Annotated in this window: 18 protein-coding genes, 1 tRNA gene and 1 riboswitch; of the genes, 9 read left to right on the forward strand and 10 right to left on the reverse strand. The window is 57.3% G+C overall.

Translation table 11 applies throughout. The features are described 5' to 3' along the window. Positions 1 to 9: 9 nt before the first annotated feature. The 5 genes from ribD to glyA form a co-directional block, all read right to left on the reverse strand. Positions 10 to 1,092 carry a bifunctional diaminohydroxyphosphoribosylaminopyrimidine deaminase/5-amino-6-(5-phosphoribosylamino)uracil reductase RibD gene (gene ribD, locus ACFPM8_RS17790; protein ID WP_378999459.1) on the reverse strand — a complete coding sequence of 361 codons (1,083 nt, stop codon included), beginning with the start codon at positions 1,090 to 1,092 and terminating at the stop codon, positions 10 to 12. 100 nt (positions 1,093 to 1,192) lie between these two features. Next, a complete protein-coding gene (locus tag ACFPM8_RS17795; protein ID WP_378999461.1) occupies positions 1,193 to 2,143 on the reverse strand; it encodes a PilW family protein in 951 nt (316 codons plus the stop codon). Further along, positions 2,127 to 2,678 carry a GspH/FimT family pseudopilin gene (locus tag ACFPM8_RS17800; protein WP_378999462.1) on the reverse strand — a complete coding sequence of 184 codons (552 nt, stop codon included), beginning with the start codon at positions 2,676 to 2,678 and terminating at the stop codon, positions 2,127 to 2,129. Before ACFPM8_RS17800 ends, ACFPM8_RS17795 begins: the two co-directional genes overlap by 17 nt. 102 nt (positions 2,679 to 2,780) lie before the next feature. Further along, positions 2,781 to 3,248 (reverse strand): transcriptional regulator NrdR, encoded by a 468-nt coding sequence (gene nrdR / locus ACFPM8_RS17805; protein WP_378999464.1) that lies wholly within the window; start codon positions 3,246 to 3,248, stop codon positions 2,781 to 2,783. Positions 3,249 to 3,467: 219 nt separating this feature from the next. Further along, complete coding sequence (gene glyA, locus ACFPM8_RS17810; protein ID WP_378999466.1) at positions 3,468 to 4,715, reverse strand: serine hydroxymethyltransferase; 1,248 nt, start codon at positions 4,713 to 4,715, stop codon at positions 3,468 to 3,470. Positions 4,716 to 4,804: 89 nt separating this feature from the next. Further along, a riboswitch (ZMP/ZTP riboswitch) is annotated at positions 4,805 to 4,932 on the reverse strand. A gap of 180 nt (positions 4,933 to 5,112) precedes the next feature. Between glyA and ACFPM8_RS17815 the strand changes: the two genes are divergently transcribed. The 9 genes from ACFPM8_RS17815 (at position 5,113) to ACFPM8_RS17855 (ending at position 11,276) form a co-directional block, all read left to right on the forward strand. Next, positions 5,113 to 5,859 carry an SDR family oxidoreductase gene (locus ACFPM8_RS17815; RefSeq protein ID WP_378999468.1) on the forward strand — a complete coding sequence of 249 codons (747 nt, stop codon included), beginning with the start codon at positions 5,113 to 5,115 and terminating at the stop codon, positions 5,857 to 5,859. Positions 5,860 to 5,863: 4 nt separating this feature from the next. Beyond that, positions 5,864 to 6,346: a tol-pal system-associated acyl-CoA thioesterase gene (gene ybgC, locus ACFPM8_RS17820; RefSeq protein WP_378999471.1), complete on the forward strand. Its 483-nt coding sequence runs from the start codon at positions 5,864 to 5,866 to the stop codon at positions 6,344 to 6,346. A 108-nt stretch (positions 6,347 to 6,454) separates the two neighbouring features. Continuing rightward, entirely contained in the window at positions 6,455 to 7,156 is a 702-nt protein-coding gene (gene tolQ / locus ACFPM8_RS17825; RefSeq protein ID WP_378999473.1) for a protein TolQ, read from the forward strand. Further along, the gene (locus ACFPM8_RS17830; protein ID WP_378999474.1) at positions 7,156 to 7,590 is read left to right on the forward strand and encodes an ExbD/TolR family protein; all 435 of its coding nucleotides are present in this window, start codon (positions 7,156 to 7,158) and stop codon (positions 7,588 to 7,590) included. The genes tolQ and ACFPM8_RS17830 overlap by 1 nt, the downstream gene beginning before the upstream one ends. 10 nt (positions 7,591 to 7,600) lie before the next feature. Continuing rightward, positions 7,601 to 8,509 carry a cell envelope integrity protein TolA gene (gene tolA, locus ACFPM8_RS17835; RefSeq protein ID WP_378999476.1) on the forward strand — a complete coding sequence of 303 codons (909 nt, stop codon included), beginning with the start codon at positions 7,601 to 7,603 and terminating at the stop codon, positions 8,507 to 8,509. Positions 8,510 to 8,515: 6 nt separating this feature from the next. Continuing rightward, complete coding sequence (tolB, locus tag ACFPM8_RS17840; RefSeq protein WP_378999478.1) at positions 8,516 to 9,784, forward strand: Tol-Pal system beta propeller repeat protein TolB; 1,269 nt, start codon at positions 8,516 to 8,518, stop codon at positions 9,782 to 9,784. Positions 9,785 to 9,834: 50 nt separating this feature from the next. Continuing rightward, the gene (gene pal / locus ACFPM8_RS17845) at positions 9,835 to 10,362 is read left to right on the forward strand and encodes a peptidoglycan-associated lipoprotein Pal (RefSeq protein ID WP_378999480.1); all 528 of its coding nucleotides are present in this window, start codon (positions 9,835 to 9,837) and stop codon (positions 10,360 to 10,362) included. Positions 10,363 to 10,364: 2 nt separating this feature from the next. Beyond that, positions 10,365 to 11,111 (forward strand): tol-pal system protein YbgF, encoded by a 747-nt coding sequence (gene ybgF, locus ACFPM8_RS17850; RefSeq protein ID WP_378999481.1) that lies wholly within the window; start codon positions 10,365 to 10,367, stop codon positions 11,109 to 11,111. Between the two features lie 89 nt (positions 11,112 to 11,200). After that, positions 11,201 to 11,276: transfer RNA gene (locus ACFPM8_RS17855), tRNA-Lys, on the forward strand. Positions 11,277 to 11,378: 102 nt separating this feature from the next. Here ACFPM8_RS17855 and ACFPM8_RS17860 read toward each other — a convergent pair. From ACFPM8_RS17860 to ACFPM8_RS17880, 5 genes are all read right to left on the reverse strand, one after another. Continuing rightward, on the reverse strand, positions 11,379 to 11,609 hold the full coding sequence (locus tag ACFPM8_RS17860) for a hypothetical protein (RefSeq protein ID WP_378999484.1): 231 nt from the start codon (positions 11,607 to 11,609) through the stop codon (positions 11,379 to 11,381). Positions 11,610 to 11,669: 60 nt separating this feature from the next. Beyond that, positions 11,670 to 13,016, reverse strand: a complete 1,347-nt coding sequence (locus ACFPM8_RS17865; RefSeq protein ID WP_378999486.1) for an MASE4 domain-containing protein — start codon at positions 13,014 to 13,016, stop codon at positions 11,670 to 11,672. Positions 13,017 to 13,436: 420 nt separating this feature from the next. Next, positions 13,437 to 14,216: an enoyl-CoA hydratase-related protein gene (locus ACFPM8_RS17870; protein WP_378999488.1), complete on the reverse strand. Its 780-nt coding sequence runs from the start codon at positions 14,214 to 14,216 to the stop codon at positions 13,437 to 13,439. Positions 14,217 to 14,282: 66 nt separating this feature from the next. Further along, a complete protein-coding gene (locus tag ACFPM8_RS17875) occupies positions 14,283 to 14,987 on the reverse strand; it encodes an ABC transporter ATP-binding protein (protein ID WP_379000240.1) in 705 nt (234 codons plus the stop codon). 102 nt (positions 14,988 to 15,089) lie between these two features. After that, the gene (locus tag ACFPM8_RS17880; protein WP_378999490.1) at positions 15,090 to 15,845 is read right to left on the reverse strand and encodes an ABC transporter ATP-binding protein; all 756 of its coding nucleotides are present in this window, start codon (positions 15,843 to 15,845) and stop codon (positions 15,090 to 15,092) included.

Here is a 15,845-nt window from a genome sequence, read left to right on the forward strand (position 1 = left end):
AGTGAGTGATTAGAATCTTGCAAGGATACGCAAATCCTCGCCAACCTGCATGACCTGGTGAAATTTCAGGGAGAATTTATCCTGCAGACTTTCCAGCGCCGGCAGTTCAAACATCCCACGGCCGTCGCCCAAAATGGCCGGAGCCAGATAGACCAGCAGCTCGTCGACGCACGCTTCGCGAATCAGCGACGCATTCAATTTGGCGCCGGCTTCAACGTGCAGCTCGTTAATCTGGCGTTTGCCGAGTTCAAGCATGACCTGCGGCAGATCGACCTTGCCTTGCGCATTGGGCAGCACGACGACTTCTGTGCCCCTATCCTGCAGCAAGGCCTGTTTTTCGGCATCGACGATGGCGGTAAATATCAGGGTGCCGCCGCCGCTCAATATCTTGGCGTCCGGGCTGATGCTTAATTTGCTGTCGACGATCACCCGCAGCGGTTGTCGTGCAAGCTGAATTGCGCGCACCGTCAGTTGCGGATCATCTTCCTTGACTGTGCCGATACCGGTCAGGATTGCACCGGCGCGCGCACGCCACATATGGCCGTCGTCACGCGCAGCCTGCGAGGTAATCCACTGGCTTTGGCCGTTACGCAGCGCCGTTTTTCCATCCAGGCTTGCCGCGACTTTCAGTCGTACCCACGGCTTGCCGCGTTGCATGCGCGAGAAGAAGCCGATATTGAGTTCGCGCGCCTGCTCCGCCAGCACGCCGGATTCGGTCTCGATGCCGGCGGCTTGCAAACGCGCCAGTCCCTGCCCTGCCACCAATGGATTCGGGTCTTGCATCGCCGCCACCACTTTGGCTACGCCGGCCCGCACCAAGGCATCGGCACAAGGCGGAGTACGGCCAAAATGACTGCAAGGTTCGAGCGTGACATACACGGTGGCGCCGCGCACATCGTGACCATGTGCGACGGCAGCGTTGAGCGCTTGTATCTCGGCGTGGTTGCCGCCGGGCGGCTGGGTAAATCCTTCGCCTATCACCCGGCCATCCTTGACGATGACGCAGCCGATAGCGGGATTGGGGGCGCTGGATAACAGGCCGTTTTCGGCAAGCTTCAGGGCTTGCGACATCAGAATTTCGGCCTGGGTCATGCTGTGTGCTTGGAAATCATTATGGGAGCCATCAGAAAAGGATATTCGCTGATTGTACAAAATATGCCGAAGGCGCAACAGGATGCAGCACTAACCTCACCTATTCGGACAAACTGCCGGCCGCGTTATTGCGCAGCGTAACGACACGCGTAAATACCGCGCGCAACTTGCGGTCGCTTGCCAGTTTGGCCGTGCCGTCGCAATCGACATATTGCTGCGGTTCGGCCGTCACATTCTGGTTGCTGCGAATCTGCAGGCAGAGCTTGACGCTGATCACTCTTTTCCAGTTTTCGTATTGATCGGCGGATAAGGCGTCGACTTGCGCTGCGTTCAGGAACTGCAGCGGCGACACTTCGCCGGCCGCAGCCACCGCGTAAATCAGCCTCATATCTTCGACGTTGTTGATGACCGGCTGCGCGCCGGTATTCATATTTCCTTGGCAGTACAACGATGCGGCAAGATTGCCAGTGCGGGTAGCGACAAAGAAGCGGTTGCGTGCGATAGACACGCTGGTCCTGCCTTTTGCGTAGGCTGGATGCTCCGGCGGCAGAGCCACGGAATCAGCACCAGCCCCGTTGCAATCGGCGCCAGCTCCACTGGCCGGATCAAGGCTGTCACTCACCCGGTAAGCGACTTCAAAGCTGGCCATGCCCGGCGCAGAGCTACAGGAAAAATTCCGATTCGGCGCCATCGATTTAACGAAACCGTTGTCGCATCCGCGCAAACCTTGCGCCGGGCTGCCATCGGCATTGACCAAATCGGTACGCCAACCGGCATCCGCATTGAAACTGGCAGAAGTCAAATGGCCGAAACCGGCCTGGCGCAAATTCTGCGCCATCAACATCATCGCGTAACTGCCCTCCTGATGTAGGCGCATATTGTCGTCGTTCAGGCTAAACGCTTTCTTGCTGCCAAGGTACAGCTGAGTTACCAGCAGCACCAAGGTCAAGCCGATAGCCATTGCCACCAACAATTCGACCAGCGACAAGCCTGGGCGGGACCGATACTGACGTGCGCTTGGCGCGGATTTTTGTTTAGTTCGATGGGCCATCGCATGCCCCAACGCCGATCAGCAGATTGACCCGCCCAGAGCGCCCGATACACACGGTGCGTATGAATTTCCCGTCGTGGCTGAACACCAGATTGGCAAAAGTGCCGCCGACATTGCCGGCGCCGTTATAGGAAATCGCCGATCTACTGGCCTTCACATTGGTGTTGTCGGCGAGCGCACCTTGTCGTAGCAAGACTTGTCCGGTGTCTTTTTCCATCACCAGCCAACCGCTTCCCCAGTCGCTGCCGTCACGATCGCCGCTGGCGCTAGCTGCGCATTGATTGGCGCCGACGCTGCGACAGATGAGCACCGGGCGACCGCGTTTGATTGCTTCGCCACGGGCCAGAACGGTAGCGGCAATGAATAAATTGACTTCCGAAGCCAGGCGATTCTGGCTAATGAAACTTCGCATCGACGGCATCGCCATTGCCAGCAAGATGCACATGATCAGCATCGCCATCAATAATTCAATCAGCGTGAAGCCTGAGCGTCGTGCCAACGATACAGTGAACCGGTCCGCAATAGAAAATGCCATGAAAGCGATCCTTCCAATCAAGCCTGGGAAGCATCGATACTATGTTTTCAATTCCATTTAAACAATTAATAATTGTTAGCGTCACGCTAATTAAGGAATTCCTTATTTCTTGCGTGCCGGTGGTCCGGAAAATTCCTCGATCATGTTCTGGAATTCGGCCACATCTTCAAAGCTCTTGTACACCGAAGCGAAACGGATATAGGCGATCTTGTCCAGCCGCTTCAATTCGCGCATCACGAGTTCGCCGACATGGCCGGAGAGCACCTCGCGCTCGCCGCTGGATAGTAATTTTTCCTTGATGCGCTGGAGCGCCTCGTCCAGCGCTTCGGCGGACACAGGGCGCTTGCGCAAGGCCAGCATCAGGCTGGCGCGCAACTTGACGGGATCGAATTCGGTGCGGCTGCCATTCTTTTTAACCACCACCGGCATCGCCAGTTCGATCCGCTCAAAAGTGGTGAAGCGCTTGTCGCAATGCGTGCAACGCCGGCGGCGGCGAATCGCATCCCCCTCTTCCGACACGCGTGTGTCGAGGACCTGGGTTTCTTCGTGTTGGCAGAATGGGCATTTCATGATGGCAGTAATCCGAAAGTTATTGCTACTGCATATTATTCCAGTTCGCGTTAATGCTGCCGACAACGCTTTTTAGCGGCCGACCTGACATCGTTGCGATCGCTTATATGACGAATGGGAAGTACAAAGGCCCGCGCAGGTTTCAAGCTGCGACGGGCCCCATGGGTTTTGCTTGCTTGGCTACCTATACGTTCTCAACACGCATAGGCTGCCGGCACCTCAGGATGCGTACACCGGGAAAGCGTCGGTCAGTTTCTTGACTTCGACTTTGACCCGCTCGATGGTCGCTGCGTCATGTGGATTGTCGAGCACGTCGGCAATCAGGTTGCCGACTTTGGTCGCTTCCGCTTCCTTGAAACCGCGCGTGGTAAACGCTGGGCTGCCAAGGCGAATGCCGGAAGTGACGAATGGCTTTTCAGGATCGTTCGGAATCGCGTTCTTGTTGCAGGTCATGTGCGCCGTGCCGAGGATCGCTTCGGCTTCCTTGCCGGTGATCTTCTTGGCGCGCAGGTCAACCAGCATCACGTGCGATTCGGTGCGGCCGGAAACGATACGCAAGCCGCGCGCGATCAAGGCCTTGGCCAGCGCGTCCGCATTCTTCACCACCTGCTGCTGATAGGCTTTGAATTCCGGTGTCAGCGCTTCCTTGAACGCCACCGCCTTGGCCGCGATGACGTGCATCAGCGGGCCGCCCTGGATGCCTGGGAAAATTGCCGAATTGATGGCTTTTTCGTGCTCGGCCTTCATCAGGATGATGCCGCCGCGCGGACCGCGCAAAGACTTGTGCGTGGTCGAGGTCACGAAATCGGCGTACGGCACCGGATTCGGATATTCGCCGGCAGCGATCAAGCCGGCGTAATGCGCCATGTCGACCATAAAGTAAGCGCCTATCCCTTTGGCGATTTTCGAAATGCGCTCAAAGTCGATCCGCAACGCGTAGGCGGAAGCGCCGGCGATGATCATCTTCGGCTTCTTTTCGTGGGCGATGCGTTCTAGCGCTTCGTAATCGATTTCTTCTTTATCGTTCAGGCCGTAGGACACCACGTTGAACCATTTGCCGGACATGTTCAATGCCATGCCGTGCGTCAGGTGACCGCCTTCCGCCAGCGACATGCCCATGATGGTATCGCCTGGCTTCAACATCGCGAAGAACACGCCTTGATTGGCTTGCGAACCGGAGTTCGGCTGCACGTTGGCGGCTTCTGCGCCGAACAATTGCTTGACGCGATCAATCGCCAGCTGTTCGGCGATGTCGACGAATTCGCAGCCGCCGTAATAGCGCTTGCCTGGATAACCTTCAGCGTACTTGTTGGTGAGTTGCGTGCCTTGCGCTTCCATCACGGCGGGCGAGGCGTAATTCTCGGACGCGATCAGCTCGATATGCTCTTGCTGACGGTGATTTTCTTTTTGAATGGCGCTCCACAAGTCTGGATCGACATTGGCGAGGGTATGGTTTTTTTCGAACATGAAATACTCCAATCGATAAGGGTTTGCCTAAATCGAATGAGGGCCATAGTAAAAATGGGAAATGCGGCAGCCTCAGTCGTAAGTTCCATTCGGGCTGCCCAGGCGCACGGCGGATGAAATCTCACGCTTCCCGGTGGAACCCCACCTATTACCGGAAGCCAATGCCATCTTTAGAGTCAGCGTCAGTCCGGATTTTTCGCCAGTTACGTGAGACGAAATGGTCGTCGTATTGTAAGTGAAGGGCTAGTTTTCAGCAACACAGGCGTGCCGCAATGCCCGCAGCCCGGTTACGCCGGCGCCATTGTTTTGGGGCATTGAGCGATTGCCAATAGGGGTGCAGTGCGGTTTGGGCTACAATTTCGGGCTATCGCGCATTGCAATAACAGGAGCATGAATCATGATCGTCTTAATTACTGGCGCAACAGCTGGCTTCGGCGCCGAAATGGCACGCAAATTCACCCAAAACGGCCACCGGGTAATCGCTACCGGCCGCCGCAAGGAGCGCCTGGATGCGCTGGCCGCCGAGTTGGGCGCCGCCGTATTGACTATCGTGATGGATGTTACCGACAAGCATTCGATCAGCGGCGCGCTGGCGGCCTTGCCCCCGGAATGGCAGGAAATCGACGTCCTGGTCAACAATGCGGGCTTGGCGTTGGGTGTTGAATCCGCCCAGCAAGCCTCGCTGGAAGAATGGGAAACCATGATAGAGACCAACTGCAAAGGTTTGGTCACGATGACCCGGCTGGTCCTGCCGGGCATGGTGGCGCGGGCGCGCGGCACGATTATCAACCTCGGCTCCATCGCCGGCGAATACCCCTACCCCGGCGGCAACGTGTACGGTGCGACCAAGGCATTCGTCAAACAATTCACCTTGAATCTACGCGCCGACCTGGTCGGCACCGGCGTGCGCGCGACCGATCTGGCGCCGGGCTTGTGCGGCGGCACGGAATTTTCGAATGTCCGTTACCGGGGTAACGACGAAGCCGCCGCCAAGGTCTACGAAGGCACGCAGCCGTTGACGGCTGCGGATATCGCAGAAACCGCCTATTGGGTTGCCACCTTGCCGGCGCATGTGTGCATCAACCGGATAGAAATGATGCCGAATTGCCAAGGTTTCGCCGGAATGAGCATCAAGCGCAACTGATCCTATGAGCATGACAGCAATGACAGCATCGGCGGCGAATCGAGGTTTCAGATGGCCGGTGCGGGTGTATTACGAAGACACCGATGCCGGCGGCGTGGTGTTTTACGCCAACTACCTTAAATTTTTCGAGCGTGCGCGTACCGAATGGCTGCGTGCCGCCGGAGTTGAGCAGCGCTTGCTGGAAGAAACCGATGGCGTGATATTTGTCGTCAAGAACACCACAGTTGACTATCATGCACCGGCGCGGCTTGACGATGAACTGAATTTAACAGTCGTGGTCGAACGGGTCAGCCGTGTTTCGGTCGAATTCATCCAGCAGGCTTGGCGCCTCGGTGATGAGACGCCAAAACTGCTGGCTACCGGTCACATCACCGTGGTCTGCGTGAATGCAGATGGGTTCCGGCCGCAGGCGATACCCAAGCAGGTATTGGAAAAAATCAAACCGATAAGCAAGCCGATACTGCAAGCGCAGTGCGAGCCCATATAAATAGATGAGCCTGCCCTGGCAGCAAAACTTGAAATAACGACTTTACAAAATAACCCCCTGTTTGAGTCCGCAGCTTAAACCTAAGACCACTCCTCAAGACCGCTATCCATGACTGTCACACAAGATCTTTCGTTTATCACCCTGATTACCAACGCTTCCGTATTAGTCCAGCTTGTCATGCTGCTGCTGCTGGCAGTATCGGTCATGAGCTGGACTTACATTTTTCGCAAAATGTTTGCCATCAGAAGCGCCCGCAGCCAGACCGAAGAATTCGAACGCGCATTCTGGTCCGGCGGCAATCTGACCGCCCTCTACCAGGACGCAACATCGAATCGTCGCAAAGGCGCGGGAAAAACCGGCGCCCTGGAACGCATCTTTGAATCCGGCATGGACGAGTTCAACAAGGTCCAGGCCTCGCTCGGCTACAAGGGCAGCGCCGATTCCGCCGCCCTGCTGGACGGTGCGCGACGCGCGATGCGCGCAGCTTATCAGCGTGAAATGGACGGCCTGGAATCGCACCTGGCATTCCTCGCCTCGGTCGGTTCGGTATCGCCGTATGTCGGCCTGTTCGGTACCGTCTGGGGCATCATGAATGCATTCCGCGGCTTGGCCAACGTCCAGCAAGCTACGCTGGCGGCAGTCGCGCCCGGCATCGCCGAAGCCTTGATTGCAACAGCGATCGGCCTGTTTGCGGCGATCCCGGCAGTGGTCGCCTACAACCGTTTTTCGCACGACGTCGACCGTCTGGCCATCCGCTTCGAAAGCTTCATCGAAGAGTTCTCCAACATCTTGCAGCGGCAGGCACGCTAATGTCGGGCTTCTCTTCCATGCGCGGCGGCCGCACCCGCAAGTTCAAGGCGGAAATCAACGTCGTCCCGTACATCGACGTGATGATGGTGTTGCTGGTGATTTTCATGGTATCCGCACCGTTGACCAACCCCAGCGTCATCAATCTGCCCAACGCGGCGCGGTCGGCCACGCCGCCCACCGAATACATTGAAATCACATTGAAGCCCGGCAGTCAGACCAGCATCCGCATCAACGGCCAAAAGAGCGGCCTGAGTCCTGCGGAAAGCGTGCCCGGCGATCGCTTGAAGCAAAAATTGCAAGCATTACATGATGACAAGCCCGATCTGGCGGTCATGATTTCAGCCGACAAAGACATCAAATACGATGACGTGATCAAGGTGATTTCCGAAGCCAAAACGCTAGGCATCAACCGCGTCGGACTAGCAACAAAGTGATGATCCGGTTATGACAGGCAATTCCCCGTATTTGGTACCAAAAGAACCCGGCCGCTGGCGCGCCATCGCACTGGCGATGACGGTGCATGCCATGTTGCTGGCCTTCCTATGGGTTGGCGTGAATTGGCAAAGCAAGCAGCCGATTGCGGTCGAGGCCGAACTCTGGAGCCCGCAAATCCGCGAGGCCGCACCGACGCCGCCGCCACCGATCCCAGTACCCGAGCCCAAGCCGGAACCGATCGTCAAGCAAGCCCCGCCGCCGCCGAAGGTGGTTACGCCGCCCGTCATCAATCCTGAAATCGCACTGGAACAGGAAAAAAAACGCAAGGAACAGGAGCGCAAGGAGCGCGAACGCCAGGAGCAGTTGGAAAAACAGCGCCTGCAACATCAGGCTGAAGAAGAACGCAAAGAGAAATTGAAGGCCGAAGCCGAGCAGAAAGCTGCCAAAGACAAACTTGCGGCCCAAGAAAAGGCCAAGCAAAAAGCCGAAGCGGATGCAAAGAAAAAACAGCAGGCCGCTGCCGACGCCGCACTCGAAAACAAGCGTCACGATGACGAACTGAAACGCATGCTGGGTCAGGCGGTCGGTACCGGTGCCGCCAACAGCACCGGCAGCGCGGCCCAATCGCAAGGTCCGCGCGGCGATCCGGGCTATGGTCAGCGTTTGGCCGCCAAGATCAAGTCAAACAGCAGCTTCGCCGTGCCGGAAGGATTGGTCGGGAACCCTCCAGTAGAATACAAAGTCGACTTGTTGCCGGATGGTTCGATCTCGGGCATCAGCAAGACCAAAGCCTCCGGGGTGCCCGGCTTCGACGAAGCAATCAAGCGCGCGATTGAAAGATCGGCGCCTTTCCCAAAAAACAAATCCGGTGTCGTGCCGCCCAATTTTGTCGTAAGCAATAAACCGAAAGAAGAGTAACCAGCCATGAAAAGAAATCTGCTTCGCATTCTTGCCGTCATCGGACTGACGTTCACCAGCCTGGTGCACGCGCAGTTGAGAGTTGAAATCACAGGCGTCGGCGCCAGCCAGATCCCGATCGCGATTGCCGGCTTCAGCAACGAAAACATCGCTCCGCAACAAATCACCGCCATCATCAAGGCCGACCTGGCACGCAGCGGCTTTTTCAAGATTATCGATACCGGCGACGTCCTCTCCGAGGTGGCGCAAATTAACTATAGCGACTGGAAATCACGCGGCGCCGATGCGCTGGTGGTCGGCAGCGTGCAACGCCTGGCAGACGGTCGCTTCGATGTCCGCTACCGGCTGCTCGACACGGTAAAGTCGGCGCAGTTGTCGGCATTGGCGATGGCGGCCCCGCCGCAATACACCCGCGTGACGGGACACAAAATTGCCGACGACATTTATGAAAAACTGATCGGCGCACGCGGCGCCTTCGCGACCCGGATTGCTTATGTCATCAAGGCCGGCAAGGAATTCCGTCTCGAAATCGCCGACGCCGACGGCGAAGGCACCCAGGTTGCGCTACGCTCCAATGAACCGATTATTTCGCCAGCCTGGTCGCCGGACGGCACCAAGGTTGCCTACGTCTCGTTTGAAGCAAAAAAACCGGTCGTCTACGTCCAGGATCTGATCACCAAACAGCGCACCATCGTCGCCAATTACAAGGGCAGCAATTCGGCGCCGTCCTGGTCGCCGGACGGTAGCAAGCTGGCGATCGCGCTGGCCCGCGACGGCCTGACCCAAGTGTATGTGGTCAACGCCGACGGCACCGGCTTGCGCCGCCTGACCAATACCAACGGCATCGACACCGAGCCGCAATTCTCGGCAAACGGTCAAACCATCTACTTCACCAGCGACCGCAGCGGCGGCCCGCAAATCTACAAGATGAGCGCCACCGGCGGCGATGCCCAGCGCGTCACCTTTGGCGGCAACTACAACATCAGCCCACGGATTTCGCCGGACGGCCAGACCCTGGCATATATTTCGCGGCGTGAAGGCCGCTTCCAATTGTATGCACTGGATTTGAGCAACGGCCAGGAACAGCGCTTGTCGGATACCGTCAAAGACGAATCGCCGAGCTTCTCGCCGAATGGCAAATACATCATGTATGCGACCGAATCCGGTCGCCGCGGTTCGCTGGCAGTAGTCTCGATCGATGGCCGCGTCAAGCAGCGCCTGACGATGCAGGCAGGCGATATCCGCGAGCCTACCTGGGGTCCATTCATGAAATAATCGTGCAATAACTTTGAATCACCGTTGACTTACCACCCTGGAGAATAAAAATGTTCAATATCAGAAATTTCGCCCTCATCGTCGCCGGCGCCATTGTGCTGGCAGCCTGCTCCTCCCCTGTCAAACTGGACAACAAGGTACCGGTTGAAGATCGCAGCAGCACCGGCGCCGGCACCAGCACAGATTCCCGCGCAGTCAACCCGGTCGAAGCCAGCACGACAGGTGCATTGAACAATCCGCAAGGGGTTCTCGCCAAGCGCAGCATTTACTTCGACTTCGATAGCTACATAGTCAAAGATGAATTCAAATCGCTGGTCGAAGCGCATGCCCAATACCTGATCGCTCACAAGAGTGTCAAGATCGTCATCCAGGGCAACACCGATGATCGCGGCGGTCGCGAATACAATCTGGCATTGGGACAAAAGCGTGCAGAAGCAGTGCGCAAGGCATTGGTGCTGTTAGGCGTATCGGATGCACAGGTGGAAGCCGTCTCGTTCGGCAAAGAAAAGCCTAAGGCACTCGGCAACGACGAAGCGTCTTACGCTGAGAACCGCCGCTCCGACATCGCTTACCAATAATCATGCGGACGTTCTCCAACGTTACGGCGACTGCGGCCTTGCTGGCCGCAGTCGCTCTCGCCCCGACGGCACACGCGGGCTTGTTTGACGACGACGAAGCGCGCCGCGCGATACTCGATATTCGCAGCAAGATCGAGGCAGTCAATGCACGCGTCGACACCAAGGCAGACAAAGCCAGCACACTCAATCTGGCCGATCAAAACGATCGCCTGAACCAGGAAATCGCCAAGCTGCGCGGGCAGATTGAAGTGCTGACCAATGAATTGGCGAATACGCAGCAGCGCCAGAAAGATTTCTACGTCGATCTGGACACCCGTCTGCGCAAGCTTGAGCCGCAAAAAGTGACCGTAGACGGCAAGGAGCTCAGCGTTGGCGCGAACGAGCAAAAAGCCTATGACGCGGCGCTGGCGACATTCAAGGCCGGAGATTATAAAGGTGCGGGTGCGGCGTTTTCCGACTTTGTACGTGCTCACCCGACGTCGGACCTGGTCCCGTTGGCGCAGTACTGGCTAGGGAATACGTATTACGCGCTGCGCGATTACAAGAACGCGATTGCGGCCCAACAGGTCGTCGTCAGCAAGTATCCCGACAGTCCCAAGGCCGCCGATGCGCTGCTGAATATCGCCAGCTGCTATATCGAGCTGAAGAATAAGGCATCGTCCAAAAAAACCTTGGAACAAGTGATCGCGCAATACCCGAATACCCCGGCGGCACAAACTGCGAAAGAACGTTTAACCACGATCAAATAGCGGCCGAATAAAAATTTGGCGAATTTAAGAAATAAAATCGCATATAGGTTTGACACCCACAAACACCTTCCCTATAATAGCGGTCTTTCGGGTCGTTAGCTCAGCTGGTAGAGCAGCGGACTTTTAATCCGTTGGTCGCAGGTTCGAATCCCGCACGGCCTACCACGAATAAGCAGTATCGAAGCCACTTACAGAAATGTAAGTGGCTTTTCTGCTTTCAGGGGTGCGCATTTATCTGCAATCGCAAAGCAAAATCCAAGTCCTGATTTAGCCCCCGGCTGAATGCTCCGAATGTTCTATCTCCCGCCGCACTTCCGCCTCTGCAGCAGCGTGCGCTGCATCTTTGGTGGGAAACAGATGGGGTAATTTCTTAGGTCCGGACCGCGATGTTTTGTGATCGGCCTCATATATCTCGTACCACCCTTCCCAGGGCTCGGTGCCGGACGCGGATACCGTCCAGACGTGATATGGATAGGGATCGAAATTAGTCAGCTTCATCGCAGCTCCTCAGAATCGGGTATTCATTTTATCTGGCGGCGGTAGACGATAAGCGCATTGTCAAAATAAGGCAGCTTCGTCGAAAGAAGGATGGTCATACACTGCGAAACGACTCTTGCCATGCCTCTTCGCCCGATACATTGCCTCATCGGCCTGACGCAGCGCTGAATCCCACTCCAGGCTATCCGCATCGCACAAGGTGACGCCGACACTGCAACCGATGCCATCGCCAATCGCCGCCACCCGGTTGACAATACGCCCTGCTACCGCGGTCGCAGTCGCCTTGATTACCGCAGCAGGGGCCACCAGACAGACGACAAACTCATCGCCGCCGACACGTCCGGCGACGTCGATATCCCTCAGTACGGTACGCAGCGCCTCCGCCACCTCCACCAGCACCACGTCGCCCCGCTCGTGCCCCATATTATCGTTGACCCATTTGAAGCCATCCAGGTCGATGAACAGCACCGCCACCGCCTGTCCATTGAGCATACTACGAGCGCGCAGCGTCTCGGCCAACTCCAGGAACAAGGCGCGGCCAGGCAGGCCGGTCAAGTCATCGAGGCGCGCCTGATCGACCTTGACTTCAAGCAGCGCGTTGGATGCGGCCAGCAAGCGTGCATCTTCCACCGTCTTCAGATAGACATGATTGATCTCTCGCAGATAAATCAGCAGCAACACAGTGGCCGCCACCAAAGCGTTGAAGCGGCCAGCGTACCAGCCGACCGAGAAGCGGCTGCCGCCAGCCATGGTAATCACGTTGTCGAATAACAAGGCAATCAAGGCCACGCCGAGCCACACTTGCAAAACGGTACGGAAACGCGTGACACGCCACAGCAAAACCAGTGTCGCCGCGGTCATCAACTGCAGCGCGGGAGCGACCTCGGTAGTGGTGGTATGACTAAAATCGCCATTCATCTCAAGCACCGGCAGCAGATGATGAAATACCGTTACCGCTGCAATGCTTGCCGCAAGGGCAAGCACCAGAACTACTCCGAAGCGCCGGGCCATCCGCTCGGAATCCGTGACCACCAGACCTGGACGGCGCCACTCGCCGACCGCATAAAACAGCATGCCCATGGTCGGGCCGGCATGCCAGAAGACCCACAGCCAGATGGCGGTCTGGTCTCCCCCAATCAGTCTCCCTTGCGGCAGGAACATGCCGGGCATGGCCAGGAACTGCGCGACCAGAATGCCGCCGGTATAGAGGCAGCCGCTGCTCAGGTACAACAGGTCAACCGACCCGGTCGCCCGATAGTGTCCAAAGATGAGATAAGCGGTAATGAAATAGGCCACCATGGCAGCCGTCTGAAAGGCAGGAAGAAAGGCGGGAAAACGCGGCCACGGGATTCCGGCGACGGGTATCAACAGCATCGTGCCCAAGGCGATCGCAACACAGATCCACATCGCGCGTCGGCGCTGGTAGGCCGTGGCTAGCTGCGTCGCCGGCGATAAACCCTTATCAAACAATAACGGCCGGGGAACGGCCCTGCCATGGGAAATTGGCGTGCTCATCGGCTGTGCGATATAAAGTCCATCAAGGTTCTGGTTCTAACATCCGTTGCCATGGCATGCACATGAGCCACTGCAAGAATATTGCCTTAAAGCACCAAAATAGTAACTTGAATACTTGTTTTGAGCCAATACAGAAAAGCTATCGCCATCCAAACCCAGTCTTTGCGGCACGGCATCCAACCCTTTTGCCCATTCCATTAGGACGGCTCATGGCGTACCGGCAGCACCATCTCCGCTCCAAGACCCCAAGCAATTTTACGACACCATCATTCCGGGATGATTGAGGCCATCAATTTAACTTACCCGTTGAAATTAATTTCCTGCAAACACCGGCTGCCGCTTGTCCAGAAAAGCGGCTATCCCTTCCTGTCGGTCAGCGCTGGCGGCCAGCAATGAAAACGACTTCCGCTCCAGATTCAGTCCCGCATCCAATCCCATTTCAAACGATTTCAGCAACGCCTCCTTGGCCATCCTGACGGCCAGCGGCGATTTGGCGGCGATGGTTGTTGCCAGCGCCAATGCGCGCTCGATGGTCTGTTCGTCTGCCGTGACTTCGGCAATCAAGCCGGCCGCCAATGCCCCGGCGGCATCCAGCATCTCGCCGCTGAGCACCATTTTCATCGCCAGCGGTTTGCCTACGGTACGAATCAGGCGTTGCGTGCCGCCCGCGCCTGGCATGGTGCCGAGATTGATTTCCGGCTGGCCGAATCTGGCCCCGGCACCGGCAATCGCGATATCGGCGTGCATCATCAACTCGCAGCCGCCGCCCAGCGCGTAGCCGTTAACCGCAGCGATCAATGGTTTGGAAAATGACGCGATGGCTTTCCAGTACTGCGGCCGGGGATCGGTCAATGCGCCGATCGCATCCAGCTGCGCCATTTCCTTGATATCGGCCCCGGCCGCAAATACTTTGGGACCGCCTGTGATGACGACAACCCGGACCGCACTATCCTGTTCCGCCTGCGCCAGCGCTGCAGCAAGTTCGCGCAAGGTGTTGTTGCGCAAGGCATTGCGCGCATCGGACCGGTTCAGCGTAAGCAGCAAAACGCTGCCTCCCACCGTGTCCGTCAATAGGTCTTGATAGGGATTCATATTGCTTAAATACCGCTCGAGAAGTTATAAAAGCCAGCCTGTTTCAGATGCATTGAAGGGCACCCTCTACATGCCGAGATAAGCGTTCTGCACCTGTTCGTTATCGAGCAAATCCCGGCCCGGCCCCGAAAACAATATTTTCCCGGTTTCGATCACGTAGCCGGTGTCGGCAATCGACAGCGCCGCATTGGCATTTTGCTCAACCAGAAAAATCGTGATGCCCTGCGCCTTCAAATTCTTGACGATGCTGAAAATCTCCGCCACCAGCAACGGCGCCAGTCCCATGCTCGGTTCATCCAGCAACAGCAGTTTGGGCCGCCCCATCAAGGCCCGCGCCATTGCCAGCATCTGCTGCTGGCCGCCGGACAAGATCCCGGCAGCCAGTCGCCGCTTCTCTTTCAGAATCGGGAACAGCGCATACATCCTGTCGATATCCTCGGCCAGCCTGGCTTTGGGCTGGCTGAACGCACCCAGACGCAAGTTGTCTTCAATCGACATCGGACCGAACACTTGCCGTCCTTCCGGCACCTGGCAAATGCCGGCCCGCACCCTTCGCTCCGGACGCATGCGTGTAATGTCCGCATCGCCAAAGCGGATCGTCCCGCCGCTCACCGGCAACACACCGGAAATCGCCCTCAGCAGCGTCGTCTTGCCCGCGCCATTGGCGCCGACCAGCGCCACCAGCTGCCCTTCCCCGATCTGGATGTCCAGACCATGCAAGGCTTGAATCCGGCCGTAATGGCTGGTCAAGCCCTTGATTTCCAGTGCCATCGGAGCGCGCTGCCGGTCTGCCGTATCGACATGCTCAGGCGCTGCTCGCATCACGTCCGCTTTACCGCCTGATTTTTCAATAACTTCCATCGCCGCTCCCCCTTAAGTTGTTGCGCCAAGATAGGCCGCAATCACGTCAGGATTGGCGCGCACTTCCGCAGCACTTCCCTCCGCCAGCTTTTTCCCATAATTCAATACCGAAATGTGATCGGACAAATTCATCACCAGCTTCATGTCATGCTCGACCAGCACCACGGTCACGCCCGAGGCGGCAATCTTTTCAATCAGTGTTTCGATTTCACCGGTTTCGGTATGATTCAAGCCGGCCGCCGGCTCATCCAGCAGCAGCATTTTGGGTTTGGCCATCAGGGCCCGGGCGATTTCCAGGCGCTTCAGCGCGCCGTAGGGCATCTGGCTGGCATCCACATCCAGATAGCGGCCGACACCGACAAACTGCATCACGTGCGCCGCTTCATCGCGACACAGGCGATCGGCGCGCCGCATGCCCGAGGTGCGGAAAATGGCTGGCAGCAAACCTTGATCCAGGCGCAAATGCGCACCCACCATCACATTGTCGATGGCGCGCATATTCATGCATACCTGCAGGTTCTGGAAAGTGCGGCTCATGCCGCGCCGGGCCAGCTGCTCGGGCGCTTTGCCGGCCACATTCTCATCGCAAAACAGGATCTCGCCGCTGCTCGGCGCATAGACGCCGGTGATCAGATTGAACAGCGTCGTTTTACCTGCGCCGTTGGGCCCGATGACGGAATGAATGGCGCCGGCCTTGATCGAAAAACTAATGTCCTGGATTGCCTTGATGCCGCCAAAGGTTTTATTGAGAGCGCGGATGGCGAGCAT

Origin of the sequence: Paraherbaspirillum soli, from assembly GCF_042654985.1 — a bacterium.
GTDB lineage: Bacteria > Pseudomonadota > Gammaproteobacteria > Burkholderiales > Burkholderiaceae_D > Paraherbaspirillum > Paraherbaspirillum soli.

Coding starts and splice junctions, on each gene's coding strand:
- ribD (WP_378999459.1), bottom strand. CDS start 1,092: ATGACCCAGGCCGAAATTCTGATGTCGCAAGCCCTGAAGCTTGCCGAA.
- ACFPM8_RS17795 (WP_378999461.1), bottom strand. CDS start 2,143: ATGGCCCATCGAACTAAACAAAAATCCGCGCCAAGCGCACGTCAGTAT.
- ACFPM8_RS17800 (WP_378999462.1), bottom strand. CDS start 2,678: ATGGCATTTTCTATTGCGGACCGGTTCACTGTATCGTTGGCACGACGC.
- nrdR (WP_378999464.1), bottom strand. CDS start 3,248: ATGAAATGCCCATTCTGCCAACACGAAGAAACCCAGGTCCTCGACACA.
- glyA (WP_378999466.1), bottom strand. CDS start 4,715: ATGTTCGAAAAAAACCATACCCTCGCCAATGTCGATCCAGACTTGTGG.
- ACFPM8_RS17815 (WP_378999468.1), top strand. CDS start 5,113: ATGATCGTCTTAATTACTGGCGCAACAGCTGGCTTCGGCGCCGAAATG.
- ybgC (WP_378999471.1), top strand. CDS start 5,864: ATGAGCATGACAGCAATGACAGCATCGGCGGCGAATCGAGGTTTCAGA.
- tolQ (WP_378999473.1), top strand. CDS start 6,455: ATGACTGTCACACAAGATCTTTCGTTTATCACCCTGATTACCAACGCT.
- ACFPM8_RS17830 (WP_378999474.1), top strand. CDS start 7,156: ATGTCGGGCTTCTCTTCCATGCGCGGCGGCCGCACCCGCAAGTTCAAG.
- tolA (WP_378999476.1), top strand. CDS start 7,601: ATGACAGGCAATTCCCCGTATTTGGTACCAAAAGAACCCGGCCGCTGG.
- tolB (WP_378999478.1), top strand. CDS start 8,516: ATGAAAAGAAATCTGCTTCGCATTCTTGCCGTCATCGGACTGACGTTC.
- pal (WP_378999480.1), top strand. CDS start 9,835: ATGTTCAATATCAGAAATTTCGCCCTCATCGTCGCCGGCGCCATTGTG.
- ybgF (WP_378999481.1), top strand. CDS start 10,365: ATGCGGACGTTCTCCAACGTTACGGCGACTGCGGCCTTGCTGGCCGCA.
- ACFPM8_RS17860 (WP_378999484.1), bottom strand. CDS start 11,609: ATGAAGCTGACTAATTTCGATCCCTATCCATATCACGTCTGGACGGTA.
- ACFPM8_RS17865 (WP_378999486.1), bottom strand. CDS start 13,016: ATGTGGATCTGTGTTGCGATCGCCTTGGGCACGATGCTGTTGATACCC.
- ACFPM8_RS17870 (WP_378999488.1), bottom strand. CDS start 14,216: ATGAATCCCTATCAAGACCTATTGACGGACACGGTGGGAGGCAGCGTT.
- ACFPM8_RS17875 (WP_379000240.1), bottom strand. CDS start 14,987: ATGGCACTGGAAATCAAGGGCTTGACCAGCCATTACGGCCGGATTCAA.
- ACFPM8_RS17880 (WP_378999490.1), bottom strand. CDS start 15,845: ATGCTCGCCATCCGCGCTCTCAATAAAACCTTTGGCGGCATCAAGGCA.